Origin of the sequence: Pseudomonas sp. NPDC089408 (genome assembly GCF_044749445.1) — a bacterium.
Lineage (GTDB): Bacteria > Pseudomonadota > Gammaproteobacteria > Pseudomonadales > Pseudomonadaceae > Aquipseudomonas.
In genome coordinates, this window is the sequence record NZ_JBIVHY010000001.1 from 644885 (window position 1) to 669944 (window position 25060).

Annotated in this window: 23 protein-coding genes; 10 read left to right on the forward strand and 13 right to left on the reverse strand. The window is 62.8% G+C overall.

The features are described from left to right. Window positions 1-54: 54 nt before the first annotated feature. Together ACIP02_RS02870 and ACIP02_RS02875 are read right to left on the reverse strand one after the other, a co-directional pair. Complete coding sequence (locus tag ACIP02_RS02870) at window positions 55-462, reverse strand: RcnB family protein (protein ID WP_400613006.1); 408 nt, start codon at window positions 460-462, stop codon at window positions 55-57. 233 nt (window positions 463-695) lie between these two features. Continuing rightward, the gene (locus tag ACIP02_RS02875) at window positions 696-1988 is read right to left on the reverse strand and encodes a sigma-54 interaction domain-containing protein (protein ID WP_400613008.1); all 1293 of its coding nucleotides are present in this window, start codon (window positions 1986-1988) and stop codon (window positions 696-698) included. Between the two features lie 221 nt (window positions 1989-2209). Here ACIP02_RS02875 and ACIP02_RS02880 point away from each other — a divergent pair, with 221 nt between their 5' ends. From ACIP02_RS02880 to ACIP02_RS02890, 3 genes are read left to right on the forward strand one after another with little or no spacing between them, the layout of a single operon-like run. Further along, on the forward strand, window positions 2210-3094 hold the full coding sequence (locus tag ACIP02_RS02880) for an MBL fold metallo-hydrolase (protein ID WP_400613010.1): 885 nt from the start codon (window positions 2210-2212) through the stop codon (window positions 3092-3094). Window positions 3095-3134: 40 nt separating this feature from the next. Continuing rightward, window positions 3135-4406, forward strand: coding sequence for an FAD/NAD(P)-binding oxidoreductase (locus tag ACIP02_RS02885; protein WP_400613012.1), 1272 nt, complete (start codon window positions 3135-3137; stop codon window positions 4404-4406). Then, on the forward strand, window positions 4403-5221 hold the full coding sequence (locus ACIP02_RS02890; protein ID WP_400613014.1) for a sulfite exporter TauE/SafE family protein: 819 nt from the start codon (window positions 4403-4405) through the stop codon (window positions 5219-5221). The genes ACIP02_RS02885 and ACIP02_RS02890 overlap by 4 nt, the downstream gene beginning before the upstream one ends. Here ACIP02_RS02890 and ACIP02_RS02895 read toward each other — a convergent pair. Beyond that, a complete protein-coding gene (locus ACIP02_RS02895; protein WP_400613017.1) occupies window positions 5210-6097 on the reverse strand; it encodes a LysR family transcriptional regulator in 888 nt (295 codons plus the stop codon). The genes ACIP02_RS02890 and ACIP02_RS02895 overlap by 12 nt on opposite strands. A gap of 296 nt (window positions 6098-6393) precedes the next feature. On the opposite strand from ACIP02_RS02895, the gene ACIP02_RS02900 reads away from it, so the two are divergent. Together ACIP02_RS02900 and ACIP02_RS02905 are read left to right on the forward strand one after the other, a co-directional pair. After that, the gene (locus ACIP02_RS02900; RefSeq protein WP_400613019.1) at window positions 6394-8040 is read left to right on the forward strand and encodes a GMC family oxidoreductase; all 1647 of its coding nucleotides are present in this window, start codon (window positions 6394-6396) and stop codon (window positions 8038-8040) included. Window positions 8041-8137: 97 nt separating this feature from the next. Next, window positions 8138-9757, forward strand: a complete 1620-nt coding sequence (locus tag ACIP02_RS02905) for an MFS transporter (RefSeq protein WP_400613021.1) — start codon at window positions 8138-8140, stop codon at window positions 9755-9757. A 323-nt stretch (window positions 9758-10080) separates the two neighbouring features. Here ACIP02_RS02905 and ACIP02_RS02910 read toward each other — a convergent pair whose 3' ends face one another. The 4 genes from ACIP02_RS02910 to glyQ are packed head-to-tail and all read right to left on the reverse strand — an operon-like array spanning window position 10081 to window position 14439. Beyond that, entirely contained in the window at window positions 10081-10866 is a 786-nt protein-coding gene (locus tag ACIP02_RS02910) for a lysophospholipid acyltransferase family protein (RefSeq protein ID WP_400613023.1), read from the reverse strand. A gap of 46 nt (window positions 10867-10912) precedes the next feature. Next, complete coding sequence (gene gmhB, locus ACIP02_RS02915) at window positions 10913-11440, reverse strand: D-glycero-beta-D-manno-heptose 1,7-bisphosphate 7-phosphatase (RefSeq protein WP_400613025.1); 528 nt, start codon at window positions 11438-11440, stop codon at window positions 10913-10915. Between the two features lie 3 nt (window positions 11441-11443). Then, a complete protein-coding gene (glyS, locus tag ACIP02_RS02920; protein WP_201200340.1) occupies window positions 11444-13495 on the reverse strand; it encodes a glycine--tRNA ligase subunit beta in 2052 nt (683 codons plus the stop codon). Then, window positions 13492-14439, reverse strand: coding sequence for a glycine--tRNA ligase subunit alpha (glyQ, locus tag ACIP02_RS02925; protein WP_012312032.1), 948 nt, complete (start codon window positions 14437-14439; stop codon window positions 13492-13494). Before glyQ ends, glyS begins: the two co-directional genes overlap by 4 nt. An 83-nt stretch (window positions 14440-14522) precedes the next feature. Here glyQ and ACIP02_RS02930 point away from each other — a divergent pair, with 83 nt between their 5' ends. Both ACIP02_RS02930 and ACIP02_RS02935 read left to right on the forward strand, forming a co-directional pair. After that, window positions 14523-15074 carry a DNA-3-methyladenine glycosylase I gene (locus tag ACIP02_RS02930; RefSeq protein ID WP_400613027.1) on the forward strand — a complete coding sequence of 184 codons (552 nt, stop codon included), beginning with the start codon at window positions 14523-14525 and terminating at the stop codon, window positions 15072-15074. 41 nt (window positions 15075-15115) lie between these two features. After that, the gene (locus ACIP02_RS02935; RefSeq protein WP_400613029.1) at window positions 15116-16003 is read left to right on the forward strand and encodes a lysophospholipid acyltransferase; all 888 of its coding nucleotides are present in this window, start codon (window positions 15116-15118) and stop codon (window positions 16001-16003) included. Between the two features lie 97 nt (window positions 16004-16100). On the opposite strand, the gene ACIP02_RS02940 is transcribed toward ACIP02_RS02935, so the two are convergent. Genes ACIP02_RS02940 through def form a run of 5 tightly spaced genes read right to left on the reverse strand, consistent with a single transcriptional unit; the run spans window position 16101 to window position 20631 of the window. After that, window positions 16101-16415, reverse strand: coding sequence for a tetratricopeptide repeat protein (locus tag ACIP02_RS02940; RefSeq protein ID WP_400613031.1), 315 nt, complete (start codon window positions 16413-16415; stop codon window positions 16101-16103). A gap of 11 nt (window positions 16416-16426) precedes the next feature. Continuing rightward, window positions 16427-17800, reverse strand: a complete 1374-nt coding sequence (gene trkA, locus ACIP02_RS02945; RefSeq protein WP_201200348.1) for a Trk system potassium transporter TrkA — start codon at window positions 17798-17800, stop codon at window positions 16427-16429. A gap of 24 nt (window positions 17801-17824) precedes the next feature. Further along, window positions 17825-19135 carry a 16S rRNA (cytosine(967)-C(5))-methyltransferase RsmB gene (gene rsmB, locus ACIP02_RS02950; protein WP_400613033.1) on the reverse strand — a complete coding sequence of 437 codons (1311 nt, stop codon included), beginning with the start codon at window positions 19133-19135 and terminating at the stop codon, window positions 17825-17827. Then, on the reverse strand, window positions 19132-20064 hold the full coding sequence (fmt, locus tag ACIP02_RS02955) for a methionyl-tRNA formyltransferase (protein WP_400613035.1): 933 nt from the start codon (window positions 20062-20064) through the stop codon (window positions 19132-19134). The genes rsmB and fmt overlap by 4 nt, the downstream gene beginning before the upstream one ends. 60 nt (window positions 20065-20124) lie before the next feature. Then, window positions 20125-20631: a peptide deformylase gene (def, locus tag ACIP02_RS02960; protein ID WP_016712797.1), complete on the reverse strand. Its 507-nt coding sequence runs from the start codon at window positions 20629-20631 to the stop codon at window positions 20125-20127. Between the two features lie 207 nt (window positions 20632-20838). Here def and dprA point away from each other — a divergent pair, with 207 nt between their 5' ends. Continuing rightward, window positions 20839-21936, forward strand: a complete 1098-nt coding sequence (dprA, locus tag ACIP02_RS02965; RefSeq protein WP_400613038.1) for a DNA-processing protein DprA — start codon at window positions 20839-20841, stop codon at window positions 21934-21936. Window positions 21937-21978: 42 nt separating this feature from the next. Next, entirely contained in the window at window positions 21979-22536 is a 558-nt protein-coding gene (locus ACIP02_RS02970) for an L-threonylcarbamoyladenylate synthase (protein ID WP_011953122.1), read from the forward strand. 476 nt (window positions 22537-23012) lie between these two features. On the opposite strand, the gene ACIP02_RS02975 is transcribed toward ACIP02_RS02970, so the two are convergent. Next, window positions 23013-23990, reverse strand: a complete 978-nt coding sequence (locus tag ACIP02_RS02975) for an NADPH:quinone reductase (RefSeq protein ID WP_400613042.1) — start codon at window positions 23988-23990, stop codon at window positions 23013-23015. A gap of 135 nt (window positions 23991-24125) precedes the next feature. Between ACIP02_RS02975 and hemF the strand changes: the two genes are divergently transcribed. Next, window positions 24126-25037, forward strand: a complete 912-nt coding sequence (hemF, locus tag ACIP02_RS02980) for an oxygen-dependent coproporphyrinogen oxidase (protein ID WP_400613044.1) — start codon at window positions 24126-24128, stop codon at window positions 25035-25037. Window positions 25038-25060 lie beyond the last annotated feature (23 nt).

The following is a 25060-nucleotide window of genomic DNA, read 5'->3' on the forward strand; positions in this document are numbered from 1 at the left end:
ATTCTGCAAGCACAAGAAAGCCCGCTGATGCGGGCTTTTTTGTGCCTGAAAGAATCAGTAACCAGTGAGGATATTGACGATCACGCCACTGGCAATGGCTACCAGTACATAGTCCCCGTTCACATACAACCAGCGGTGATCGCGCGGCGGTGCATACAGGTGGCGTGCTTTCCAGTCGGTCACCCAGTAACGGTCGCCACGGTAATGTGGGTCAACCGCATGCCCACGCTGCCACTGCTGATGCGGTACCGGCATGCCTTGTTGCGGGCGGAAATTCGGGTCGCGGTACGCCGGCCCGCGGCCATTGTCATGACGGCCTTGTTGCTGCGGCTTGCCATGCGAAGGGTTGCCCTGGTGCGATGGGCCGCTGTCGTGCCGGTCAGGTGGGCCTGGCTGGGCGAAGCTGGCCAGAGGTGCACTGAGCATGAGTGCTGCGCAGATCACGGTTAGGGTTTTCTTCATTTGTTGCGGTCCTCTGTGCGGTTAACTCATCAGACCATGGATTTGGCTACTTAATGTCAGGACAGAGGTAAAGGTCCGGTAAAGGTGGCCCTTGTAGGAGCGGCCTTGCGTCGCGAAAGGGCCGCAAAGCGGCCCCAGAGATTTTTGCATCTGTGCCGAAACCCTGGGGCTGCTTCGCAGCCCTTTCGCGACGCAAGGCCGCTCCTACACTGACCGCGTCTGAACTGCAGTACCTAGCTCAGGCCGAGCGCTTTCAAGCGGCGATACAGCGTGCGTTCGCTCATTCCTAAATGAAGGGCAAGCTCACTACGCGAACCCTTGAACTGCTCAAGGGCCTGCGCCAGCTCCCCCAGGTCATTACGCCGTCCGCCTGACTTCACCACTGACGCTGGCCCAATGTCTTCCGGCAAATGCTCCGGCCGAATCACCCCGTCATCGGCAAACAATCGCGCACGCTCCAGAATATTGCGCAGCTCGCGGATGTTGCCCGGGAACGGATGCAAACCAAGCTGCTGCATGGCATCGTCGCTCAAGCTGGGCGTCGACTTACCGGCCATGCGTTGTAGCAGGCTCTGCGCCAGCAAGGGCAGGTCCTCGACTCGCTCGCGCAGCGCCGGCAGACGAATCGGGAAACCGCTAATGCGGTAGTAGAGGTCTTCGCGGAAGCTACCCTCGGCAACCATCTGCCTGAGCGGTTTGTGCGTCGCCGATACCAGGCGAAAATCGGAATGAACGGTACGCAGGCTACCCACCGGGCGAAAACTGCCTGACTCGATCAGGCGCAGCAGCTTCACCTGCATCGCCAGCGGCACTTCGCCAATTTCATCGAGGAACAACGTACCGCCATGGGCCGCTTCGGCCAGGCCGATCTTGCGCTGGTTGGCACCGGTGAACGCGCCCTTCTCGTAGCCGAACAATTCGCTCTCGAACAACGATTCGGTCAGGCCGGTGCAGTCGACCACCACCAACGGGCCTGTGGCCCTGGGGCTACCCATGTGCAGCGCGCGGGCGAAAAGCTCCTTGCCGGTACCCGACTCACCCTGCAGCAATACCGGGATCTGTGCTGGCGCAGCGCGTTGCAGGCTGACCAGGGCCGCTTTGAAGGCAGGCGCCCGGCCGACCAGGCCCTGCTCCTGAGGCTGTGCCGAAGCGAGGGTGATGGTAGTCAGGCGTTCGACAAAGGCCACCACCCTGGCCTGCTCGTCCAGAATCGGCCGCAGTTCGACATCGACATGCTCCGGGCCACGTGGCGTGTGATGAATGTGCAACACCCGCTCCGGTACCTTGCTGTCCCACGCCTTGCGCATCGGGCAATGCTCGCCAGCCTGGTCGCACGGTACGGCGTAGTGGTGCGAGACCTTGTGGCACTTTTCGCCCAGCGGTGCGTGGTCATGCTGGCCGAACTGGCGGCGATAGGCCGCGTTGGCAGCCAGGATGTTGTAGTCGGTGTCCAGCACGATGGTGGGCAGGGCATCGTGCTCAAGGTAGGAAACCAGGGCTAGGATGAGGGGATGGGCTTCAGGCATGACGGCACCGTTTGGATGACCGGCGCAGGGTAACAAGGACTGCCAAACACTGCCATTGGCTGACAGTCGACTGCCATTCGAGCTGCCAGTATTGCCCACCGCTGTCAGCACCCGGCCAGTTTCATTGAGCCATGCGCAGGAAAAAGCCTGGCATGCATCTTGATAAACCTCCTGTCACTGCCTACGCCTTACAAGGCGCGGCGGATAAATTGGAGAACGTGATGATCATCGGCAACAACCTTCACGTGGACGCCTTTTACGACAAGGCGACCTCGACCATCAGCTACCTGGTCATGGACCGTGAAACCCGGCAGTGCGCGTTGATCGACAGCGTGCTGGATTACGACCCCAAGTCCGGGCGTACCTGCAGCGCGTCGGCGGATCGCTTGATCGAGCGCGTGACCGAGCTGAATGCCAGCGTGCGGTGGGTGCTGGAAACCCATGTGCACGCCGACCACCTTTCAGCAGCGGCCTACCTGAAGGAGAAGCTCGGCGGCCATACCGGCATCGGTGCGCACATTACCCAAGTGCAGAAAGTGTTCGGGGCCCTGTTCAATGCCGAGCCTGGTTTTGCCCGCGATGGCAGCCAGTTCGACGTGCTGTTCGAAGACGAGGAAGGCTTCCGCATTGGCAACCTGCATGCCCGCGCCCTGCACACCCCGGGGCATACGCCCGCATGCATGAGCTACATGATCGAGGATGCTGGCGAGATTGCAGTGTTTGTCGGTGACACCCTGTTCATGCCCGACTACGGCACCGCCCGCTGCGACTTCCCCGGTGCCGATGCCCGCACCTTGTACCGCTCTATCCGCCGGCTGTTGGCATTCCCCGACCAGACCCGCTTGTTCATGTGCCACGACTACCTGCCCGGTGGCCGCGACATGCAGTACGTCACTACCGTTGCCGAGCAGCGCACCAGCAATATCCACATCCATCAGGGCATCGATGAGGAGAGCTTCGTTGCCATGCGTGAAGCCCGTGACAAGACCCTCGACATGCCCGTGCTGATCCTGCCTTCGGTGCAGGTGAACATGCGCAGCGGCCAACTGCCTGCGCCGGAAGCCAACGGTGTGAGCTACCTGAAGATTCCGCTGAACAAGCTGTAAGCGCCCTGCCCCCATAACCAGATTTCCAGGATTTACCGCCATGCCTGCCTTGTTGTCCCCTGCCACTAACGACCACCACAAGGTGGTCATCGTAGGTGCCGGTGCCGCTGGTATCGCCACTGCTTCCAGCCTGATCAGCCGCGACCCGTCTTTGGACATCACCTTGATCGATCCCGCCGAGGTGCACTACTACCAGCCCGGCTGGACCATGGTCGGCGCCGGTGTGTTCAATGCACCGAGCACCGCCCGCACCATGGCATCGACCCTTCCGCGCGGTGTGCGCTGGGTCAAGGCGCGCGTTCAGGGCTTCGATCCGTTGGGCCAGTTGGTCATGCTCGAAGATGGCCGTGCCATCAGCTATGAACAGCTGGTGGTCTGCCCCGGCCTCAAGCTGGACTGGGCCGCGATCGATGGGCTTAGCGAGACCCTGGGCCGCAACGGTGTCACCTCAAACTACCGCTACGACCTGGCGCCCTATACCTGGGAACTGGTGCAAAAGCTCAAGCAAGGCCGTGCCCTGTTCAGCCAACCGCCCATGCCGATCAAGTGCGCCGGTGCGCCGCAGAAGGCATTGTACCTCTCGTGTGACCACTGGCTGCGCAACGGCCATCTGGGGGCGGTTAAGGCCAGCTTCTTCAATGCCGGCGCAGTATTGTTCGGCGTGGCGGACTACGTGCCCGCACTGATGAAGTACATTGAAAAGTACGCCGTTGACCTGAAATTTTCCCACCGGCTGGTAGCCGTGGATGGCCCGAACAAACGCGCCACCTTCGTGCGCAGCCTGCCCGATGGCAGCAGCGAAACCTGCACCGAGGCCTTTGACATGCTGCATGTGGTGCCGCCGCAGGTAGCGCCGGACTTCATCCGCCAAAGCCCGTTGGCCGACAGCGCCGGCTGGGTCGATGTCGACCCGCACACCCTGCGCCATCGCAAGTACGGCAACGTTCATGCCTTGGGTGATGTAGCCAATACCAGCAACGCCAAGACCGCTGCGGCTGCTCGCAAGCAGGCACCGGTCGTGGCCAACAACGTGCTGGTGGCGCTGGGCAGGTTGCCGACCCTGGCCCAGTACGACGGCTACGGCTCATGCCCGCTAACCGTCGAGCGCGGCAAGATCGTACTGGCCGAGTTCACCTATGGCGGCAAGCTGGCCCCGAGCTTCCCCAACTGGCTGCTGGATGGCCGCAAGCCGACGCGCCTGGCCTGGTTGCTCAAGGCTCAGGCGCTGCCGCCGCTTTACTGGCAAGGCATGCTCAAGGGCCGCGAGTGGCTGGCGCGGCCACAGCCGCTGGCAGCCGAGGGTGGGCAGTGATCGAACATCAATTGTTGGGCGCAGGCCTGGGCGCAATCATCGGCGCAGTGCTGGCGTTGACCGGCGCAGGCGGTGGGATTCTCGCCGTGCCGCTGCTGGTGTTCGGCCTTGGGTTGTCGATGGTGGAGGCGGCACCGGTCGGCCTGTTGGCAGTAGGTCTTGCTGCAGCGGTGGGCGCGGTACTGGGCCTGCGCCAAGGTTTGGTGCGCTACAGGGCAGCATTGTTCATTGCCCTGATGGGTGTGGCGGCAGCGCCGTTCGGGTTGATGCTGGCGCACCGTTTGCCGGATACACCCTTGCAATTGGTGTTCGCCGGGGTGCTGGTTTACGCCTGCCTGCGCATCTGGCGCAAGGCGGCCAAGGAACTACGCGGCGAAGCCAATGATGCTCACCGCTTTATCGAGCCTTGTGTGTTGAACCCGCTTCAGGGGCGCTTGCGCTGGACACTGCCCTGCGCACGCGCGCTGGCCTGCACCGGGGCGTTGTCCGGTTTGCTGTCGGGGCTGCTCGGTGTGGGCGGCGGGTTCGTCATTATCCCGGCCCTTAACCGCTACACCAACCTGCGCATGGCCAGCATCGTTTCCACCTCGTTGGCGGTAATCGCTCTGGTATCGACCGGCAGTGTGGTCAGCGCCAGCCTTGCGGGTGTCATGCATTGGCAGGTGGGCGCCCCGTTTGCCGTTGGTGCAGTGCTCGGCTTGCTATTGGCGCGGCCGCTGGCGGCCAGGTTGGCCGGGCCGCGCCTGCAGCAGATGTTTGCCTTAGCAGGCTGGGCCGCGGCCCTGCTGCTGGCCGGCAAGGCGCTACTGAGCTAGCAGTTCGCTCTGCTCTTCTGCGCACAGCGCCAGCAGGTAGTCCCACACTACCCGCAGGCGCACCGACTTGTGCAGCTCGCGGCGGGTGCAGATCCAGTAGCTGCGCTGGATGGTTTCGCCCGGCAGCACGCGCACCAGGGTAGGATCATGGCGGGCCATGTAGTTGGGCAGCACGGCGATGCCCAGCCCGGCGCGGGCGGCGGTTTGCTGGGCGATCACGCTGGTGCTGCGGAACACCACGTTGGGTGCTCGGCAAAAACTGTTGAGAAACAGCAGTTCCTGGCTGAACAACAGGTCGTCGACGTAGCCGATCCAGTTGTGCCGCGCCAGGTCTTCGCGGTTGAGCAGTGGCGGCGCACGGTCCAGGTAAGCTTGGCTGGCGTACAGCGCCAGGCGGTAGTCGGTGAGTTTGCGCGTGATCAGCAAATCGGCGTTGGGCCGCTCCAGGTGGATGCTGATTTCCGCTTCGCGGTTGAGGATGCTGACGAAGCGCGGCACTGCTACCAATTCCACTTCCAGCCCCGGGTAGCGCTCGAACAGCGCGTTCATGCGTGGGGTGAAGAACATGATGCCGATGCCTTCGGTCACCCCCAGGCGAATCTTGCCCAGCGGGGTAATGGCCTGGGTGATTTCTTCCTGCGCCAGCAGGGCAACGTTCTCCATGGCTTCGGCGTGCTTGAGCAAGGCCTGGCCCGAAGGGGTCAGCTCGTAGCCTTGGGCATGCTGCACGAACAGCGCAGTGCCCAGGCTCTGCTCGATGCTCTCGATGTGCCGGGCCACGGTGCTGTGGGTGGTATTGAGGCGCTTGGCGGCGGTAAGCAGGCGGCCGCTGCGCTGCAACTCGAGGAAAAACCGCAGATCGTTCCAGTCGAACATGCTTGTCCCTATGCATCCAGACGGCGTACCCCTTGTAGGAGCGGCCTTGCGTCGCGATGGGGCGCGCAGCGGCCCTGAATCAGCACATACGGTTTTTCAGATGGACCGAGTTTGCTGAATTTAGGGCCGCTGCGCGCCCCATCGCGACACAAGGCCGCTCCTACAGGACAGCACCGTCGCAATGATGGTCGCTGTGCTAAAACGCACAACGGCTGCGCGAAATCTCGTGTTTCCCCCACGAAATTACTCACTAAGATGGATCGGGACAAGAATAATAATCAGGCCCGAGGTTGCACATGCCATCAGCCGATTCTGTCTTTGATTACGTGGTCGTAGGGGCCGGCCCTGCCGGGTGCCTGCTGGCCAATCGTTTGTCCGCTGACCCTGCCTGCCGCGTGCTGCTGCTGGAAGCGGGCGGGCGTGACAACTATCCCTGGATTCACATTCCCGTCGGTTACCTCTACTGCATCGGCAACCCGCGCACCGACTGGTGCTTCAAGACCGAGGCACAGCCCGGCCTGGCTGGTCGCGCACTGGGTTATCCACGGGGCAAGGTGCTCGGTGGCTGTTCCTCGATCAACGGCATGATCTACATGCGCGGCCAGGCCGCCGACTATGACCACTGGGCCGAGCAAGGCAACGACGGCTGGGCCTGGAAGGACGTGCTGCCACTGTTCAAGGCCAGCGAAAGCCATTTTGCCGGCGCCAGCGAACACCATGGCAGTGACGGCGAATGGCGAGTCGAGCGCCAGCGCTACAGCTGGCCAATCCTCGATGCCTTCCGTGATGCTGCCGAGCAAAGCGGTATCGGCAAGGTCGATGACTTCAACACCGGCGACAATCAGGGCTGTGGATATTTTCAGGTCAACCAGCGCAGTGGTGTGCGCTGGAATGCTTCGAAGGCGTTCTTGCGGCCCATCAAGGACCGCGCCAATCTCACCGTGCTGACCGGCGTACAGGTTGACCAGGTGCTGCTGAACAACACACGCGCCCGCGCGGTGAAAGCGTTCTGGCAAGGTACTTGGCACGAGTTTGCCGTACGCCGCGAAATCATTCTTTGCGCTGGCGCTGTCGGCTCGCCCGGCATCCTGCAGCGCTCCGGCATTGGCCCTCGCCAACTGCTGGAAGGTTTGGGCATCGGTGTGCGTCATGACATGCCTGGCGTTGGTGGCAACCTGCAGGACCACCTGCAACTGCGGCTGATCTACCAGGTTCGCAATACCCGTACCTTGAACCAGATGGCCAACAGCCTGTGGGGCAAGATGGGCATGGGCCTGCGCTATCTCTACGATCGCAGCGGCCCGCTGGCCATGGCGCCGAGCCAGCTAGGCGCGTTCGTACGTTCCAGCCCGGACCAGGCCACTGCCAACTTGCAGTACCACGTGCAGCCGCTGTCACTCGAGCGCTTTGGCGAACCGTTGCATCAGTTCCCGGCATTCACCGCTTCGGTGTGCAACTTGCGCCCGGCCAGTCGCGGGCGTATCGATATTCGCAACACCGACATGAACAGCACCCCACTGATCGACCCCAACTACCTCAGCGACCCCCAAGACCTGCGGGTCGCCGCCGATGCCATCCGCCTTACCCGGCGCATCGTCCAGGCCCCTGCCCTTGCGGCATTCGAGCCTCAGGAATATTTGCCAGGCTCGGCGCTGCAAACCGAGCAGGATCTGTTCGACGCCGCCGGCAAGATCGGCACCACCATTTTCCACCCGGTCGGTACCTGCCGCATGGGCAATGGCGCCATGGACGTTGTGGATAACCAGCTGCGTGTACATGGCATCCCCGGCCTGCGCGTGGCTGACGCTTCGATCATGCCGCAGATCACCTCCGGCAATACCTGTTCCCCCACCCTGATGATCGCCGAGAAGGCGGCGCAACTGATCCTCAAAGGAGCGGCTACCCAAACCTACTTGAACGAAGACGCGTTACCGACGCCCTGACCCGGGTGCGTGCAGTAGCGGCAGCTTGCGGTCGAAAGCTGTCGGCAGTGGAACAACAAGAATAATCACTGTGGCCTGCGGGCCGAGGACAGCAACGATGTCGGATTACATCCAGGAAAAGGGTGCGGCGGCCAGCAGCCCAAGCCGCCGTGAAGAACGCAAGATCATTTTCGCGTCATCCCTCGGGACGGTTTTCGAGTGGTATGACTTTTTTCTCTATGGCGCGCTGGCAGCGGTCATCAGCAAGCAGTTCTTTGCGGGTGTGAACGACACCACGGCCTTTATCTTCGCCCTCATGGCATTTGCCGCCGGCTTTCTGGTGCGGCCGTTCGGCGCGCTGGTGTTCGGCCGACTGGGTGACATGATCGGGCGCAAGTACACCTTCCTGGTCACCATTGTGCTGATGGGCCTGTCCACTTTCGCGGTGGGCTTGTTGCCCACCTACGCCAGCATTGGCATCGCTGCACCGATCATCCTGGTGATCCTGCGCATGCTGCAAGGGCTGGCGCTGGGCGGTGAGTACGGCGGTGCGGCTACTTATGTGGCCGAGCATGCGCCGCAGGGCAAGCGTGGCTTCCACACCGGTTTCATCCAGTCCACCGCCACCCTGGGCCTGTTGCTGTCGCTGCTGGTGGTGCTGGGTAGCCGCTACATCAGTGGCGACCAGTTCGAAACCTGGGGCTGGCGCCTGCCGTTCCTGCTGTCTATCGTGCTGCTGGCCATCTCCACGTGGATTCGCATGAGCATGCACGAATCGCCGGCCTTCGTGAAAATGAAGGCTCAGGGCAAAGTCAGTAAATCGCCGATCCGTGAATCGTTCACCTCCTGGCCGAACCTGAAGGTGGTGCTTACCGCGCTGTTCAGCATCAACGCCGGGCAAGCCGTGACCTTCTACACGGCGCAGTTCTATGTGCTGTTCTTCATGACCCAGATGCTGAAGATGGACCCGGCCCAGGCCAACACCCTGCTGATCATCAGTGTGGTGATTGGTGCACCGTTCTTCGTATTCTTTGGCTGGTTGTCCGACCGTATTGGCCGCAAGCCGATCCTCATGCTCGGCCTGCTGCTGGCCACCGTGCTGTACTTCCCGCTGTTCAAGGCGCTGAGCCACTACGCCAACCCGCAAATTGACGCCGCCAGCCGCCAGGCACCCATCGTGGTAACGGCCGACCCGCAAAGCTGCACCTTCCAGTTCGACCCGGTTGGCAAAGCACGCTTCGACAGCCCGTGCGACAAGGTCAAGACCTTCCTGGTCAAGCAGGGCCTGCCATACAGCTCGGTGAGCGTGGCCGGTAGTGATGTGGTGGTGAACATTGGCGACAAGACCATCAACGGCTTCGACGAAGCGGCCATGCGTACGGCGGTGGAACAGGCTGGCTACCCGGCCAAGGCCGACCCGGCGCAGGTCAATCAGGTGATGGTGGTGGTACTGATCGTGGCGATGATCCTGATCGCGACCATGACCTACGGGCCACTGGCGGCGGTGATGGTCGAGCTGTTCCCAACCCGCATCCGCTATACCTCGATGTCGCTGCCCTACCACATAGGCAACGGCTGGTTCGGGGGCTTCCTGCCGACGGTGTCGTTCGCGCTGGTGGTGTACACCGGGGATATTTTCTACGGGCTTTGGTACCCCGTGCTGGTCACCGGGATCAGCCTGGTGGTGGGGATCTTCTGCCTGAAAGAAACCAAGGATGTGGATATCGACAAGATCTAACGGCCGATGCGAACCCTTGTAGGAGCGGCCTTGTGTCGCGATCAGGCCGCGCAGCGGCCGCAGGATTTCTGCCTTGATGCACAAATTGCTGGGGCCGCTTTGCGGCCCGATCGCGACGCAAGGCCGCTCCTACACAAAGCGATCCGTGCTTGCATGGAGCCATAAAAAAACCGGCTGTAAAAGCCGGTTTTTTTATGCCTCGAAAAAACTTATGCACGCTTTTCAGAAAAATGTCATACAAAGAAATAAACAGCTAATTCAATAACTTAGAGCTTATTTCAAGCTTTTCATGGAAAAACTGCTCACAAGTTATCCACAGATTCTCAGGCCATCTGCTCCTGCGGTTTTTCTTCGGCTGGCGGCAGTGAGCCCATGGCTCGCTGGGTCGCTTCGTTCCACGCCTGGGCGCGGTCGTTGAGCTCGGCGATGGCCCGTGGCCCGGTGCCGTTGGCGTACATCGGCTCGCCAATCACCACCTCGATGGTGCCGGAGCGTTTACCCCAGCCGGTCTTCGGCCAGAACTTCCCGGCGTTGTGGGCAATCGGCAACACCGGCAGCCCGGCATTGACCGCCAGCGCAGTGCCGCCGCGGGAGAACTTGCCGACCGTGCCGAACGGCACGCGGGTACCTTCCGGGAAAATCAGCACCCAGGTTTTCTGCTTGAGCAGCTCATCGCCCTTGCTCGCCACCTGGCGCAGCGCTTCCTTGGGGTTGTCGCGGTTGATCGCGATCGGCCGCAGCATGGCCATGGCCCAGCCGAAGAACGGCACATACAGCAGTTCGCGCTTGAGCACCTGGCTCAGTGGCGAGAAATACTGGGACAGGAAGAAGGTTTCCCAGGTGCTCTGATGGTTCGACAGGATCACGCAAGGCTCAACCGGCACGTTCTCGGCGCCAGTGATCTTGTAGTCGATGCCCAGGATGGTGCGCACCAGGAACAGCGCGCAGCGGCACCAGTACACGTTGATGAACTTGTAGCGCTTGGGGAACGACAAGAACGGCGCGACGAAGAAGCTCAGCGAGCACCACAGCAGCGAACTGGTGCCCAGCAGCAGGTAAAAAAGAAAGATTCTGATCGCCTGCAGGATCGACATAGTGGCTTGTACCATTGCGGGGCATGCCCGCCTGAGAAAAATGCGCCCGTAGGCGCACTGTTTAAATTAGTTCTCTGGCGATAGCAGCCAGATCGTCGAAAATCAGTGTAGTTTCCGGGACACCTTTTTCCAGGGTCCGCTCGCCCTTGCCGGTTTTCACCAACACGGGTTGGGCACCGACGGCCAGGGCGGCCTCCAGGTCACCTTTGCTGTCGCCGACGAACCAGACGCCTTCAAGGCCCACCTGGTAATACTCGGCAATTGCCCGCAGCATGCCAGGCTTGGGCTTGCGGCAATCGCAACCTTCGTCCGGCCCGTGCGGGCAAAACACGATGTGGCCCACCTCGCCGCCCTGCTCGGCCACCAGTTCGCGCAGGCGCGTGTGCATGGCCTCCAGGGTTGCCAGGGGGTAGTAGCCACGGGCAATGCCGGACTGGTTGGTGGCCACGGCCACCGTCCAGCCCGCCTTGCTCAACTGCGCGATCGCTGCGACCGAGCCAGGGATCGGGATCCACTCTTCCAGCGTCTTGATGTAGGCGTCGGAGTCGTAGTTGATTACCCCGTCACGGTCGAGAATCAGCAGTTTCAAGGCTTACCCCAGCAGCGAAATGTCAGCCACGCCCAGGAACAGGCCGCGCAGGCGGCTGAGCAGGGCATAACGGTTGGCACGTACCTTGGCGTCTTCGGCGTTGACCATTACCGCCTCGAAGAAGGCGTCGACCGGATCACGCAGGGCCGCGAGGCGGGCCAGCGATTCGCTGTACTGGCGTGCAGCAGCCATCGGTTGCACGGCTTGGTCGGCCTGCTGGATGGCCGAGTACAGGGAGAACTCGTTGGCATTGTCGAAGTACTTCGGCTCGACCTGTTCGGCGATGGCGCCTTCGGCCTTGCTCAGCAGGTTCGACACACGCTTGTTCACCGCGGCCAAGGCCTCGGCTTCCGGCAGCTTGCGGAACGCCTGCACCGCCTGTACGCGCTGGTCGAAGTCCAGCGCGGAGCCTGGCTGCAGGGCACGTACCGACAGGTAGGTGGCCACGTCGATGCCTTCGTCTTCGTAACGCGCACGCAGGCGGTCGAAGATGAACTCCAGCACCTGCTCGGACAAACCGGCAGCCTTGACCTTGGCACCGAACTGCTTGACCGCGAACTCGACCGCACCGGTCAGGTTCAGGTCCAGCTGCTTCTCGATCAGGATCCGCAGCACGCCCAGCGCGGCACGGCGCAGGGCATACGGGTCTTTGCTGCCGGTAGGCAGCATACCGATGCCGAAGATGCCGACCAGGGTGTCGAGCTTGTCGGCAATGGCCACGGCAGCACCGGTGAGGGTCTGCGGCAGCTCGGCGCCAGCACCGCGTGGCATGTACTGCTCGTTCAGGGCCAGGGCAACGTCTTCCGGCTCACCGTCGTTGAGCGCGTAGTAGTAACCGGCAACACCCTGCATTTCAGGGAATTCGCCGACCATTTCGGTGGCCAGGTCGCACTTCGACAGCAGGCCGGCACGGCCGGCGCGCTGGGCGTCGCCGCCGATCAGCGGGGCGATGAAGGCAGCCAGTTTGGAAACGCGCTCGGCCTTGTCGTACACAGTGCCCAGCTGAGCCTGGAACACCACGTTTTTCAGGCGCTCGTTGAAGGTTTCCAGCGGTTGTTTCTTGTCTTGCTTGAAGAAGAACTCGGCGTCGGTCAGGCGTGGGCGCACGACCTTCTCGTTGCCCTGCACGATCTGCTTCGGGTCGCGGCTTTCAACGTTGGCCACGGTGATGAAGCGCGGCAGCAGCTTGCCTTCGCTGTCCAGCAGGCAGAAGTACTTCTGGTTGTCCTGCATGGTAGTGATCAGGGCTTCCTGCGGCACTTCGAGGAAACGTTCCTCGAACGAGCACACCAACGGCACCGGCCACTCCACCAGTGCGGTCACTTCGTCCAGCAGCGCCGGTGGCACGATGGCTGTGCCTTCCTGCTGCATGGCAAGCTCCGCGGTACGCTTGCTAATCAGCTCGCGACGCTCGGCAAAGTCGGCCAGCACGTAGGCTTTGCGCAGGTCTTCGACGTAGTTGGCCGGGGTAGTGACAAGCACGTTTTCCGGGTGGTGGAAGCGGTGGCCACGGGATTCACGGCCAGCCTTCTGCGACAGGATAGTGCAGTCGACTACCTGGTCGCCCAGCAGCATTACCAGCCATTGGGTCGGGCGCACGAACTCTTCACGGCTGGCCGCCCAGCGCATGCGCTTGGGGATCGGCAGGTCGTTCAGCGAATCTTCGACGATGGTTGGCAGCAGGCCGGCGGTAGCCTTGCCTGGAATGTGCTGGGAGAAGCGCAGCTTGGGACCGCTCTGGTCGATTTCGGCCAGCTCTACACCGCACTTCTTGGCGAAGCCCAGGGCAGCCTGGGTCGGCTCGCCGTCTTTGAATGCGGCCTGCAGGGGTGGCCCGTCGATGTTGATGCTGCGGTCTGGCTGCTGCACGTCCAGCTGGCGGATCAGCACGGCCAGACGACGCGGCGCGGCGTATACCTGCTTGCCGGTGTAGTTCAGGCCAGCGGCCTGCAGGCCTTTCTCGATGCCGGCCAGGAAGGCGTCGCCGAGGCTGGCGAGGGCCTTGGGTGGCAGCTCTTCGGTGCCCAGTTCTACCAGGAAATCTTGAGCACTCATTGTGCAGCCTCCAGCTTAGCCAACACTTCGTCACGCAGTTCAGGGGTGGCCATCGGGAAGCCCAGGCGTGCACGGGCTTGCAGATAGCTTTGTGCCACGTCCCGGGCCAGGGTACGTACGCGCAGGATGTAGCGCTGGCGCTCGGTTACCGAGATGGCGCGGCGGGCGTCCAGCAGGTTGAAGGTGTGCGAGGCCTTCAGCACCATTTCGTAGGTCGGCAGTGGCAGGTCCAGCTTGATCAGGCGGTTGGCTTCGCTTTCGTAGAAGTCGAACAGTTCGAACAGCTTCTCGACGTTGGCGTGTTCGAAGTTGTAGGTCGACTGCTCCACCTCGTTCTGGTGGAACACGTCGCCATAGGTAACCTTGCCGAACGGGCCGTCAGCCCACACCAGGTCGTACACCGAGTCGACGCCCTGGATGTACATGGCCAGGCGTTCGAGGCCGTAGGTGATTTCACCGGTGACCGGGTAGCACTCGATGCCACCCACCTGCTGGAAGTAGGTGAACTGGGTGACTTCCATGCCGTTCAGCCAGATTTCCCAGCCCAGGCCCCACGCGCCGAGGGTCGGCGATTCCCAGTTGTCTTCGACAAAGCGAATGTCGTGCACCAGCGGGTCCAGGCCGATGGCTTTCAGCGAGCCAAGGTACAGCTCCTGGAAGTTGGCCGGGTTCGGCTTGAGCACTACCTGGAACTGGTAGTAGTGCTGCAGGCGGTTGGGGTTTTCGCCATACCGCCCGTCGGCAGGGCGACGGCTAGGCTGCACGTAGGCGGCGTTCCAGGTTTCTGGACCCACGGCGCGCAGGAATGTAGCGGTGTGGAAAGTGCCGGCGCCTACTTCCATATCGTAGGGCTGAAGCACCACACAACCTTGAGCTGCCCAGTAGTTTTGCAGGGCGAGGATCAGGTCTTGGAAGGTACGCACGGCTGGCGTAGGCTGGCTCACGAAATTCACCTGTATCTGGGGATGCGGATGTAAAGAGCGGGAGTATAACCTGATTCGCCTCGCCCTCTACTCATTGGAGCCTTATGCCACGCTGCTTTTGGTGTACCGACGATCCGTTGTACCAGGCCTACCATGACCAGGAATGGGGAACGCCCCAGCGTGACCCGGCGTTGCTGTTCGAGATGCTTTTGCTCGAAGGGTTCCAGGCGGGGCTGTCATGGATCACCGTTTTGCGCAAACGCGAGCGTTATCGCGAAGTGATGCACGGCTTCGACCCGGTGAAACTGGCGGCCATGAGCGATGAACGCATCGAAGAACTGATGCAGGATGCCGGTATCATCCGCAACCGCCTCAAACTCAAGGCTGCCCGGCGCAATGCACAGGCCTGGCTGGCTGTGGATAACCCCGCCGAATGGCTGTGGTCGTTCGTTGGCGGCGCGCCGAAGGTCAACCACTTCACCGCCCGCAGCGAGGTGCCGGCGGTGACCGATGAAGCCAAGGCGATGAGCAAGGCCCTGCAAAAAGCCGGCTTCACCTTCGTCGGCCCGACCATCTGCTACGCCTTCATGCAGGCTACTGGCATGGTCATGGACCACACCACCGATTGCGATCGCTACCCCGCCTTGCTGCGCTGAGGGGTTACAATGCGCGCCTTGCTGAAATAAGGAATTCGCCTGTGGAAAAGTTCAAGGGCGCCCTGATGGTCGGGGTGCTGCGTCTGTTTGCCAAGCTGCCCTGGGGCGCTGTGCAGCGCGTGGGTGCCGGCATCGGCTGGCTGATGTGGAAGCTCCCCAACGGTTCGCGCAACGTGGTGCGGATCAACCTGGCCAAGTGCTTCCCCGAAATGGACCCGGTTGCCCGTGAGCAACTGGTCGGCCAGGCGTTGCGCGATATCGGCAAGTCCTTTGTCGAAAGCGCCTGCGCCTGGATCTGGCCGCCGCAGCGTTCGCTGGAGCTGGTCAAGGAAGTGCACGGTCTTGAAGTGCTGGAGCAGGCCCTGGCCTCGGGCAAGGGCGTGGTCGGCATCACCAGCCACCTGGGCAATTGGGAAGTGCTGAACCACTTCTACTGCAACCAGTGCAAACCGATCATCTTCTACCGGCCGCCGAAGCTGAAGGCGGTGGACGACCTTCTGCGCGAACAGCGGGTGCAGATGGGCAACCGTGTGGCGCCATCGACCAAGGAAGGCATCCTTAGCGTGATCAAGGAAGTGCGCCGGGGTGGCCAGGTGGGCATCCCGGCCGACCCGGAGCCGGCGGAATCGGCGGGCGTGTTCGTGCCGTTCCTCGGTACCCAGGCGCTGACCAGCAAGTTCGTGCCGAACATGCTGGCCGGGGGCAAGGCGGTGGGGGTGTTCCTGCATGCCCTGCGGCTGCCGGATGGCTCGGGCTTCAAGGTATTCCTCGAAGCGGCACCGGAAGAGATGTACAGCACCGACGTGAATGTGTCGGCGGCGGCGATGAGCAAGGTGGTGGAGCGCTATGTGCGCGAGTACCCCAGCCAGTACATGTGGAGCATGAAGCGCTTCAAGAAGCGCCCGGCGGGCGAGCCGCGCTGGTATTAAGCCTTTCACAGTCCCATGTAGGAGCGGGTTTACCCGCGAATGCGTCGGTTGATCCAATATCGCATTCGCGGGTAAACCCGCTCCTACAAGGACCGCGTCAACCGGAGGCTTTGTTGAGCTTCTTCAGGAATACGGTCATCTCTTTCTCGGCCTGCTTGTCACCATGGGCCTGCGCCGCCACGATCCCGTCCTCCCAGGCCTTGCGCGCCGCCGGCAAGTCCCCGACCAGCTGATAAGCCTTCCCCAGCAGCTTCCACGCCGCCGAATACTTAGGGTCCTGCTCCAGGCAGCGCGCCAGGTGCACTGCCGCCTCAGCACCATTGCCCTCATCCAGCCAGGCTTTACCCAGGCCAAACCTCAGCAACGGGTTATCCACACCCTTGGCCAGCATTTTCTCCAGCGACTCGCGCATGCTCTTTTCTCCTAGAAGAAACTCAAGCCGACGTGGAACAGCTTTTCCACATCGCGAATATGCTTTTTATCCACAACGAACAGGATCACATGGTCACCCGATTCGATCAGGGTGTCGTCGTGGGCAATCATCACCTCTTCGTCACGGATGATCGCGCCGATGGTGGTGCCCGGTGGCAGGGCGATGTCTTCGATGGCCTTGCCGACCACCTTGCTCGACTTCGAATCGCCATGCGCCACGGCCTCGATAGCCTCGGCTGCACCACGGCGCAGCGAGTGCACGCTGACAATGTCGCCGCGGCGCACGTGCGCCAGCAGGGTACCGATGGTTGCCAGCTGCGGGCTGATGGCAATATCGATATCGCCACCCTGTACCAGGTCGACGTAGGCGGGGTTGTTAATGATGGTCATCACCTTGCCCGCCCCCAGGCGCTTGGCCAGCAGCGACGACATGATGTTGGCTTCGTCGTCATTGGTCAGGGCCAGGAAAATATCGGCATCAGCGATGTTCTCTTCGAGCATCAGGTCCTTGTCCGAGGCGCTGCCTTGAAGCACCACGGTGCTTTCCAGGGTATCGGAGAGGTGCCGGCAACGGGCCGGGCTCATCTCGATGATCTTCACCTGGTAGCGGCTTTCGATGGCTTCGGCCAGGCGCTCGCCGATCTGCCCGCCGCCAGCGATGACAATGCGTTTATTGGTCTCGTCGATGCGGCGCAATTCGCCCATCACCGCACGGATGTCCTTCTTTGCGGCAATGAAGAACACCTCGTCATCCGCTTCGATCACCGTGTCACCACGTGGGGTGATTGGCCGGTCGCGGCGGAAGATGGCTGCCACGCGGGTGTCGACGTTGGGCATGTGCGCGCGGATCTGGCGCAACTGCTGGCCGACCAACGGGCCGCCGTAGTAGGCCTTCACCGCCACCAGCTGGGCCTTGCCTTCGGCGAAGTCGATCACCTGCAGCGAGCCTGGGTGTTCGATCAGGCGCTTGATGTAGTTGGTCACCACCTGCTCGGGGCTGATCAGCACGTCGACCGGGATATGGTCGTTGTCGAACAGCTCTTCACGGGTCAGGTACGAAGACTCGCGCACCCGGGCGATTTTGGTCGGGGTGTGGAACAGCGAATAGGCCACCTGGCAGGCAACCATGTTGGTCTCGTCGCTGTTGGTTACCGCCACCAGCATGTCGGCGTCGTCGGCACCGGCCTGGCGCAGCACCGTCGGCAGCGAGCCGCGGCCTTGCACCGTGCGGATATCCAGACGGTCGCCAAGGTCGCGCAGGCGGTCGCCGTCGGTGTCGACCACGGTAATGTCGTTGGCTTCGCTGGCCAGGTGTTCCGCCAGCGTACCGCCTACCTGCCCTGCGCCGAGGATGATGATCTTCATCCGCTACTCCCTACCCGTTTGTGCTTACCCGCGCGTGGCGGCGATCTTGATCAGCTTGGCATAGTAGAAACCGTCGTGGCCGCCTTCCTGGGCCAGCAACTGGCGACCGTGGGGCTGGCGCAGGCCGGCTTCGGTCGCCAAGTCCAGCTCCCGCGCGCCCGGGGTGCGGGCGAGGAAGGCGTCGATCACTTCGGTGTTCTCGGTCGGCAGGCTGGAGCAGGTGGCGTACAGCAGCATGCCACCCACTTCCAGGGTCGGCCACAGGGCATCGAGCAGCTCGCCTTGCAGCGCGGCCAACGCCGGGATGTCATCGGCCTGGCGGGTCAGCTTGATGTCCGGGTGGCGGCGGATCACGCCGGTGGCCGAGCACGGCGCATCGAGCAGAATGCGCTGGAACGGCTTGCCGTCCCACCAACTGCCGGTATCGCGGGCGTCGCAGGCGATCAGCTCGGCGTCCAGCTGCAGGCGGTCGAGGTTCTCGCGCACGCGGGTCAGGCGCTTGGCTTCGAGGTCGATGGCTGTCATGTGGGCCAAGCCCGGTTCGGCTTCCAGCAGGTGGCAGGTTTTGCCGCCCGGGGCACAGCAGGCATCGAGCACGCGCTGGCCGGGGGCCAGCTCCAGCAGGTCGGCGGACAGTTGCGCCGCTTCGTCCTGCACGCTAACCCAGCCCTCGGCAAAGCCCGGCAAGCCGCGCACGTCGCAGGCTTCGGCCAGCACGATGCCGTCACGGCTGAACTGGCAGGCGCTGGCGTCTACACCTGCTGCGGCCAGCAGCGCCAGGTAGGCATCGCGGCTGTGGTGACGGCGGTTGACTCGCAGAATCATCGGCGGGTGGGCGTTGTTGGCGGCGCAGATGGCTTCCCATTGCTCCGGCCAGAAGGCCTTCAGCGATTTTTGCAGCCAGCGCGGGTGGGCAGTGCGCACCACTGGGTCGCGCTCCATGCCGGCGAGCAGTTCCTCGCCTTCGCGCTGGGCGCGGCGCAGCACGGCATTGAGCAGGCCCTTGGCCCACGGTTTCTTCAGTTTGTCGGCGCAGCCCACCGTTTCACCGATGGCAGCGTGGGCCGGAATACGGGTGTAGAACAGCTGGTACAGGCCGACCAGTAGCAGCGCCTGCACATCGGTATCGGCAGCCTTGAACGGCTTCTGCAGCAATTGCGCGGCCAGCAGGTCGAGGCGTGGTTGCCAGCGGGCGGTGCCGAACGCCAGGTCCTGGGTCAGGCCACGGTCGCGCTCCTCGACCTTGTCCAGCTGGGCTGGCAGCGAGCTGTTCAGCGAGGCCTTGCCGCTGAGCACAGCGGCAAGGGCACGGGCAGCGGCGAGGCGTGGGTTCATTGGCCCAGCACCTTGCCGGCGGCGAACTTCTCGCGGCGGCTGTTGAACAGGTCGCTGAAGTTCAGCGCTTTGCCGCCAGGCAGTTGCAGGCGGGTCAGGCTCAGCGCCTGGTCACCGCAGGCGACTACCAGGCCGTCCTTGCTGGCGGAGAGGATCTCACCGGGGGCGCCCTTGCCTGTGGACAAGTTGGCAGCCAGCACCTTCACGCTCTCGCCATCCAGGGTGCTGTGGCACACCGGCCATGGGTTGAAGGCTCGAATCAGGCGCTCCAGCTCGACGGCCGGGCGGCTCCAGTCGATGCGCGCTTCGTCCTTGTTCAGCTTGTGTGCATAAGTGGCCAGGGCATCGTCCTGTACCTCGCCTTGCAGCGACCCGTCGGCCAGGCCGGCGATGGCCTGTACCACTGCCGGCGGCCCCATCTCGGCCAAGCGGTCGTGCAGGCTGCCGCCGGTATCGTCGGCGCTGATCGGGGTGACCACCTTCAGCAGCATCGGGCCGGTGTCCAGGCCCGCTTCCATGCGCATCACGGTCACGCCGCTTTCGGCGTCACCGGCTTCCACGGCGCGCTGGATCGGCGCCGCACCGCGCCAGCGCGGCAGCAAGGATGCGTGGCTGTTGATGCAACCCAGGCGCGGAATATCCAGCACGGTTTGCGGCAGGATCAGGCCATAGGCGACCACCACCATCAAGTCGGGTTTCAGCGCGGCGAGTTCGGCTTGCGCATCGGCATTGCGCAGGGTCTGCGGCTGGAACACCGGGATGTCATGGGCCACGGCCAGCGCCTTGACCGCGCTCGGCATCAGCTTCTGGCCACGGCCGGCAGGGCGATCGGGCTGGGTGTAAACGGCCACGATCTCGTACGGGCTGTCGAGCAGGGCCTTGAGGTGTTCGGCGGCAAACTCTGGAGTGCCTGCAAAGACGATGCGCATGGAGTTCTCGCTTCAAAAAAGAAAAAGGCTTGCCGGAGCAAGCCTTCTGGAAGGTGGGGATCAGGCTTGCTGGCGGTGCTGCTTTTCCAGCTTCTTCTTGATCCGGTCGCGCTTGAGCTGCGACAGGTAGTCGACGAACAGCTTGCCGTTGAGGTGATCGAATTCGTGCTGTACGCACACGGCCAGCAGGCCCTCGCATTCCAGCTCGTACGGCTTGCCGTCGCGGTCCTGGGCCTTGACGCGGACACGCAGCGGGCGGTCGACGTTCTCGTAGAAGCCCGGTACCGACAGGCAGCCTTCCTGGTACTGGCCCATGTCGTGGGTCAGCTCTTCGACCGTAGGGTTGATGAAGACGCGCGGCTCGCTGCGGTCTTCGCTGAGGTCCATGACCACGACTTGCAGGTGCACGTTGACCTGGGTGGCAGCCAGGCCGATGCCAGGGGCTTCGTACATGGTTTCAAACATGTCGTCGATCAGCTGACGCAGGGCGTCGTCGAACACCGTCACCGGCTTGGCGATGGTGCGCAGGCGCGGGTCCGGGAATTCGAGAATGTTCAAGATGGCCATAAGTCAGGCAGTCACTGTGCGTTCGGTTGAAAACTGAGCACACATAATAAAGGGAAACGGGGATTTCAGCACCTGTGAAAGCTGGTCTAGGGTTTTCAGGGCATGTTGATGGCCTATTCAATGGACAGGTTGTCAAAGCGTTATCAACAAAGTTATCCACAGTTTGTGCCACGTCGATGGCCCTATATTTGATCAAGGATGATCCCCATGTTCAGTCACCATTCGTCGACTCTTTCACCGGCCGAGCTGGAAGCGCGACTGCGCTTGCATCGCTTGCCGGAGACGGGACTGCGACGGTTTCGCAGCTTGCTGGAAGCATTCGGCAGCGCCTCTTCCGCGCTGTGTGCTCCCGCCGGGGCCTGGCGCGCACTGGGCATACCCCAGGCCAGTATCGATGCCCGGCGTAGCGCCGAAGTACGCGAAGGCGCGCTGGCGGCAATGGCCTGGCTAGAGCGCCCGGGTCAGTATTTGCTGATGTTCGACGGCCCTGGCTACCCGCCACTGCTGGGTGAAATTGACGATGCCCCACCGCTGCTTTTCGTCGCTGGTGACCCCGCTTTGCTCGAACGTCCGCAGCTGGCAATTGTGGGCAGCAGGCGTGCTTCACCGCCGGCAATCGATACGGCTGCGGCATTTTCCCGTTATTTGGCGCAGGCTGGTTTCACCATTACCAGTGGCTTGGCCGTGGGCATCGACGGTGCCGCTCATCGGGCCGCCCTGCAGGCCGGTGGGGGCACGATTGGCGTACTCGGCACCGGCTTGCAAAAACTTTATCCACAGCGGCACAAAGCGCTTGCGCAGGCGATGATCGACCAAGGCGGAGCACTGGTTTCCGAGTACCCGCTGGATGCCGAGCCGCAGCCGGGTAACTTTCCGCGGCGCAACCGCATCATCAGCGGTTTGTCGCTGGGTGTGCTGGTGGTTGAAGCGAGCCTGGCCAGCGGTTCGCTGATCACGGCGCGTTTGGCAGCCGAGCAGGGTCGTGAGGTGTACGCCATACCGGGCTCTATCCACCACCCTGGGGCCAAGGGCTGTCACCAGTTGATTCGGGATGGAGCCCTGCTGGTGGAGACTGTGGAGCAGATCATGGAAAGCCTGCAGGGCTGGCAGAACCTGCCGCCGGCAATTGTGGACAGATTCGACCATCCGCTGCTCGCCTTGCTGCATGCCGCGCCACAAACCAGCGAAAGCCTGGCCCACTGCAGCGAGCTGCCGCTGGCTGAAGTGCTGGCGCAGCTGACCGAACTGGAGCTGGCTGGCCGGGTCAGCAATGAAGCCGGGCGTTGGTTTGCCCGCGTGGGCTAAGTACACTGCGCATATGCAAGGTATATAGGCGGAGTAACAGCAATGGTGAGCAGTTTTCGTGTGCAACAAGCCGCACGTGAGATCCGGGCGGGTGCAGTGATCGCCTACCCGACGGAAGCGGTCTGGGGCCTGGGCTGCGACCCCTGGAACGAGGACGCGGTGTACCGCCTGCTGGCGCTGAAGTCACGGCCTGTGGATAAAGGGCTGATCCTGATCGCCGACAACATCCGCCAGTTCGACTTCCTGTTCGAGGATTTCCCCGAGGACTGGATTGATCGCATGGGCAGCACCTGGCCGGGGCCGAACACCTGGCTGGTGCCGCATCAGGACCTGCTGCCCGAGTGGGTGACCGGGCAGCATGACACCGTGGCGCTAAGGGTCAGCGACCACCCGGTGGTGCGTGAACTGTGTGCGTTGGTTGGGCCATTGATTTCCACCTCGTGCAACCCCGGCGGACGTCCGGCGGCGAAGACCCGGTTGCGGGTGGAACAGTACTTCCATGGCCAGTTGGATCTGGTGCTGGGTGGGGCGCTGGGTGGAAGGAAGAATCCGAGTGTGATTCGTAACCTGGCTACTGGTGAGGTTGTGCGGCCGGGCTAAACACATATCCACAGGTGTGGCAGGGAACCCTGTGGGAGCGGGTTTACCCGCGAAGAGGCCAGCCCAGGCAACCATCTGTGGATGGCACGGGCTTCGGCCTAATACCAGTCAGTTAAGCAGTAAGGGCTGACAGGTGCTTGCCTTGGGATGTTGGGTGCCTATGCGACCGAGCGCCGCCCGCGCGGCGCTTCGCGGGACAAGCCCGCTCCCACATCTGTTTCGGGCCAATTATTCCTGTGCCAGATGGGTTGCAGCCTTGGTGCATGGCTGGAGATGGATGAAGAGCTTTTGCCCACCCCTGATATCGAATGGAACAAACAGGGCGGACAGAGGTGACCTCACAGAAGAGACTGGCCCGAAACAGATGTGGGAGCGGGCTTGTCCCGCGAAGCGCCGCGCGGGCGGCGCTCGATCTCACAGGCGCTGCAAACATCAAGGCAGGCACTTGTCAGCCCTGATGCTATCCCCTGCCCATCTCAAGGCAACAAAACAGTAGACCCCACAGTCCGCCGCGCCGACAGCTCAGCCTGCGCCTTGGCCGCCTCACTCAACGGATACCTTTGCTGGATATCCACCACCAGCTTGCCATTGCCAATCATCGCAAACAGGTCATCCGCCATGGCCTGGGTGTTCTCGGCATTATTCGCATAGGTCGCCAAGGTCGGCCGGGTCACATACAGCGAGCCCTTCTGCGCCAGAATCCCCAGGTTCACCCCGCTCACCGCGCCCGAGGCATTGCCAAAGCTCACCATCAACCCACGCGGCTGCAGGCAGTCCAGCGAAGTCAGCCAGGTATCAGCGCCCACGCCGTCATACACCACCGGGCATTTCTTGCCATCGGTCAGTTCCAGCACCCGCTTGGCCACGTCTTCATGGCTGTAGTCGATGGTCGCCCACGCACCCAGCGCCTTGGCCCGCTCGGCCTTCTCGGCAGAGCTGACGGTGCCGATCAACTTGGCCCCCAGCGCCTTGGCCCACTGGCACGCCAGCGAACCCACGCCACCCGCTGCGGCATGGAACAGGATCACGTCACCCGCCTTCACCTCATAGGTCTGCTTCAGCAGGTACTGCACGGTCAAACCCTTGAGCATCACCGCCGCCGCCTGCTCGAAGCTGATGTTGTCCGGCAGCTTGACCAGGTTGGCCTCCGGCAGCGTATGCACCTCGCTGTACGCGCCCAGCGGGCCGCCGGCATGGGCCACGCGGTCACCGACCTTCAGCCGGGTGACGCCCTCACCCACGGCTTCCACCACGCCCGCCGCTTCGGTGCCCAGGCCCGAAGGCAGGGATGGCGGTGCATAGAGCCCGCTGCGGAAGTAGGTGTCGATGAAGTTCAGGCCGATTGCATGGTTGCGCACACGCACCTGCTGTGGCCCGGGCGGGGCGGGTTCGAATTCCACAAACTGCAGCACTTCCGGGCCGCCATGCTGGCTGAACTGGATACGCTTGGCCATCTCGCACTCCTGTCGTCGGGATCGGGAAAAGGCCTTCTATCGGACGCCTTTGCTTGATCGCCGTCAACTGCGGCGCGCGGGCTGGCGGTGGTATGCTACGCGGCGAATTCTTCCCTGCCCGTTCCTGGTGACCCGATGACTAGCCGCACCGAGGCCGTGAAAGCCTACCTGCTCGACCTGCAAGACCGCATCTGCTCTGCCCTCGAAAGCGAAGACGGCGGCGCCCGCTTCGTCGAGGACGCCTGGGTGCGCGAAGCCGGTGGCGGGGGTCGCACGCGGGTGATCGGCGACGGCAAGCTGATCGAGAAAGGCGGGGTCAACTTCTCCCACGTGTTCGGCGCCGGCCTGCCACCGTCGGCCAGTGCCCACCGCCCTGAACTGGCGGGCCGTGGTTTCGAGGCGCTGGGGGTGTCGCTGGTGATTCACCCGCACAACCCGCATGTGCCCACGTCCCACGCCAACGTGCGCTTCTTCATCGCCGAGAAGGAAGGTGAAGAGGCGGTCTGGTGGTTCGGCGGCGGCTTCGACCTGACCCCTTACTACGGCAATGAAGAAGACTGCATCCACTGGCACCGCGTGGCCGAGCAGGCCTGTGCGCCGTTCGGCGCCGATGTGTACCCGCGCTACAAGGCCTGGTGCGACCGTTACTTCCACCTCAAGCACCGGGGCGAGCCTCGCGGCATCGGCGGCCTGTTCTTCGATGACCTGAACGAGTGGGACTTCGACACCTGCTTCGCCTTCATCCGCGCCATCGGCGACGCCTATGTCGATGCCTACCTGCCGATCGTCCAGCGCCGCAAAGACACGCCCTATACCGCGGAGCAACGCGAGTTCCAGGAGTACCGTCGCGGGCGCTACGTAGAGTTCAACCTGGTCTACGACCGTGGCACCCTGTTCGGCCTGCAGTCCGGTGGCCGCACCGAATCGATCCTCATGTCGCTGCCGCCGCAGGTGCGCTGGGGCTACGACTGGAAGGCCGCGCCCGGCAGTGAAGAAGCGCGCCTGACCGAGTACTTCCTGCAGGACCGCGACTGGCTCGGCCAGTAAGCCTGTGCACAACCAAGGAGCCG

Coding starts and splice junctions, on each gene's coding strand:
- ACIP02_RS02870 (WP_400613006.1), bottom strand. CDS start 462: ATGAAGAAAACCCTAACCGTGATCTGCGCAGCACTCATGCTCAGTGCA.
- ACIP02_RS02875 (WP_400613008.1), bottom strand. CDS start 1,988: ATGCCTGAAGCCCATCCCCTCATCCTAGCCCTGGTTTCCTACCTTGAG.
- ACIP02_RS02880 (WP_400613010.1), top strand. CDS start 2,210: ATGATCATCGGCAACAACCTTCACGTGGACGCCTTTTACGACAAGGCG.
- ACIP02_RS02885 (WP_400613012.1), top strand. CDS start 3,135: ATGCCTGCCTTGTTGTCCCCTGCCACTAACGACCACCACAAGGTGGTC.
- ACIP02_RS02895 (WP_400613017.1), bottom strand. CDS start 6,097: ATGTTCGACTGGAACGATCTGCGGTTTTTCCTCGAGTTGCAGCGCAGC.
- ACIP02_RS02900 (WP_400613019.1), top strand. CDS start 6,394: ATGCCATCAGCCGATTCTGTCTTTGATTACGTGGTCGTAGGGGCCGGC.
- ACIP02_RS02905 (WP_400613021.1), top strand. CDS start 8,138: ATGTCGGATTACATCCAGGAAAAGGGTGCGGCGGCCAGCAGCCCAAGC.
- ACIP02_RS02910 (WP_400613023.1), bottom strand. CDS start 10,866: ATGGTACAAGCCACTATGTCGATCCTGCAGGCGATCAGAATCTTTCTT.
- glyS (WP_201200340.1), bottom strand. CDS start 13,495: ATGAGTGCTCAAGATTTCCTGGTAGAACTGGGCACCGAAGAGCTGCCA.
- ACIP02_RS02930 (WP_400613027.1), top strand. CDS start 14,523: ATGCCACGCTGCTTTTGGTGTACCGACGATCCGTTGTACCAGGCCTAC.
- ACIP02_RS02940 (WP_400613031.1), bottom strand. CDS start 16,415: ATGCGCGAGTCGCTGGAGAAAATGCTGGCCAAGGGTGTGGATAACCCG.
- trkA (WP_201200348.1), bottom strand. CDS start 17,800: ATGAAGATCATCATCCTCGGCGCAGGGCAGGTAGGCGGTACGCTGGCG.
- rsmB (WP_400613033.1), bottom strand. CDS start 19,135: ATGAACCCACGCCTCGCCGCTGCCCGTGCCCTTGCCGCTGTGCTCAGC.
- fmt (WP_400613035.1), bottom strand. CDS start 20,064: ATGCGCATCGTCTTTGCAGGCACTCCAGAGTTTGCCGCCGAACACCTC.
- def (WP_016712797.1), bottom strand. CDS start 20,631: ATGGCCATCTTGAACATTCTCGAATTCCCGGACCCGCGCCTGCGCACC.
- dprA (WP_400613038.1), top strand. CDS start 20,839: ATGTTCAGTCACCATTCGTCGACTCTTTCACCGGCCGAGCTGGAAGCG.
- ACIP02_RS02970 (WP_011953122.1), top strand. CDS start 21,979: ATGGTGAGCAGTTTTCGTGTGCAACAAGCCGCACGTGAGATCCGGGCG.
- ACIP02_RS02975 (WP_400613042.1), bottom strand. CDS start 23,990: ATGGCCAAGCGTATCCAGTTCAGCCAGCATGGCGGCCCGGAAGTGCTG.
- hemF (WP_400613044.1), top strand. CDS start 24,126: ATGACTAGCCGCACCGAGGCCGTGAAAGCCTACCTGCTCGACCTGCAA.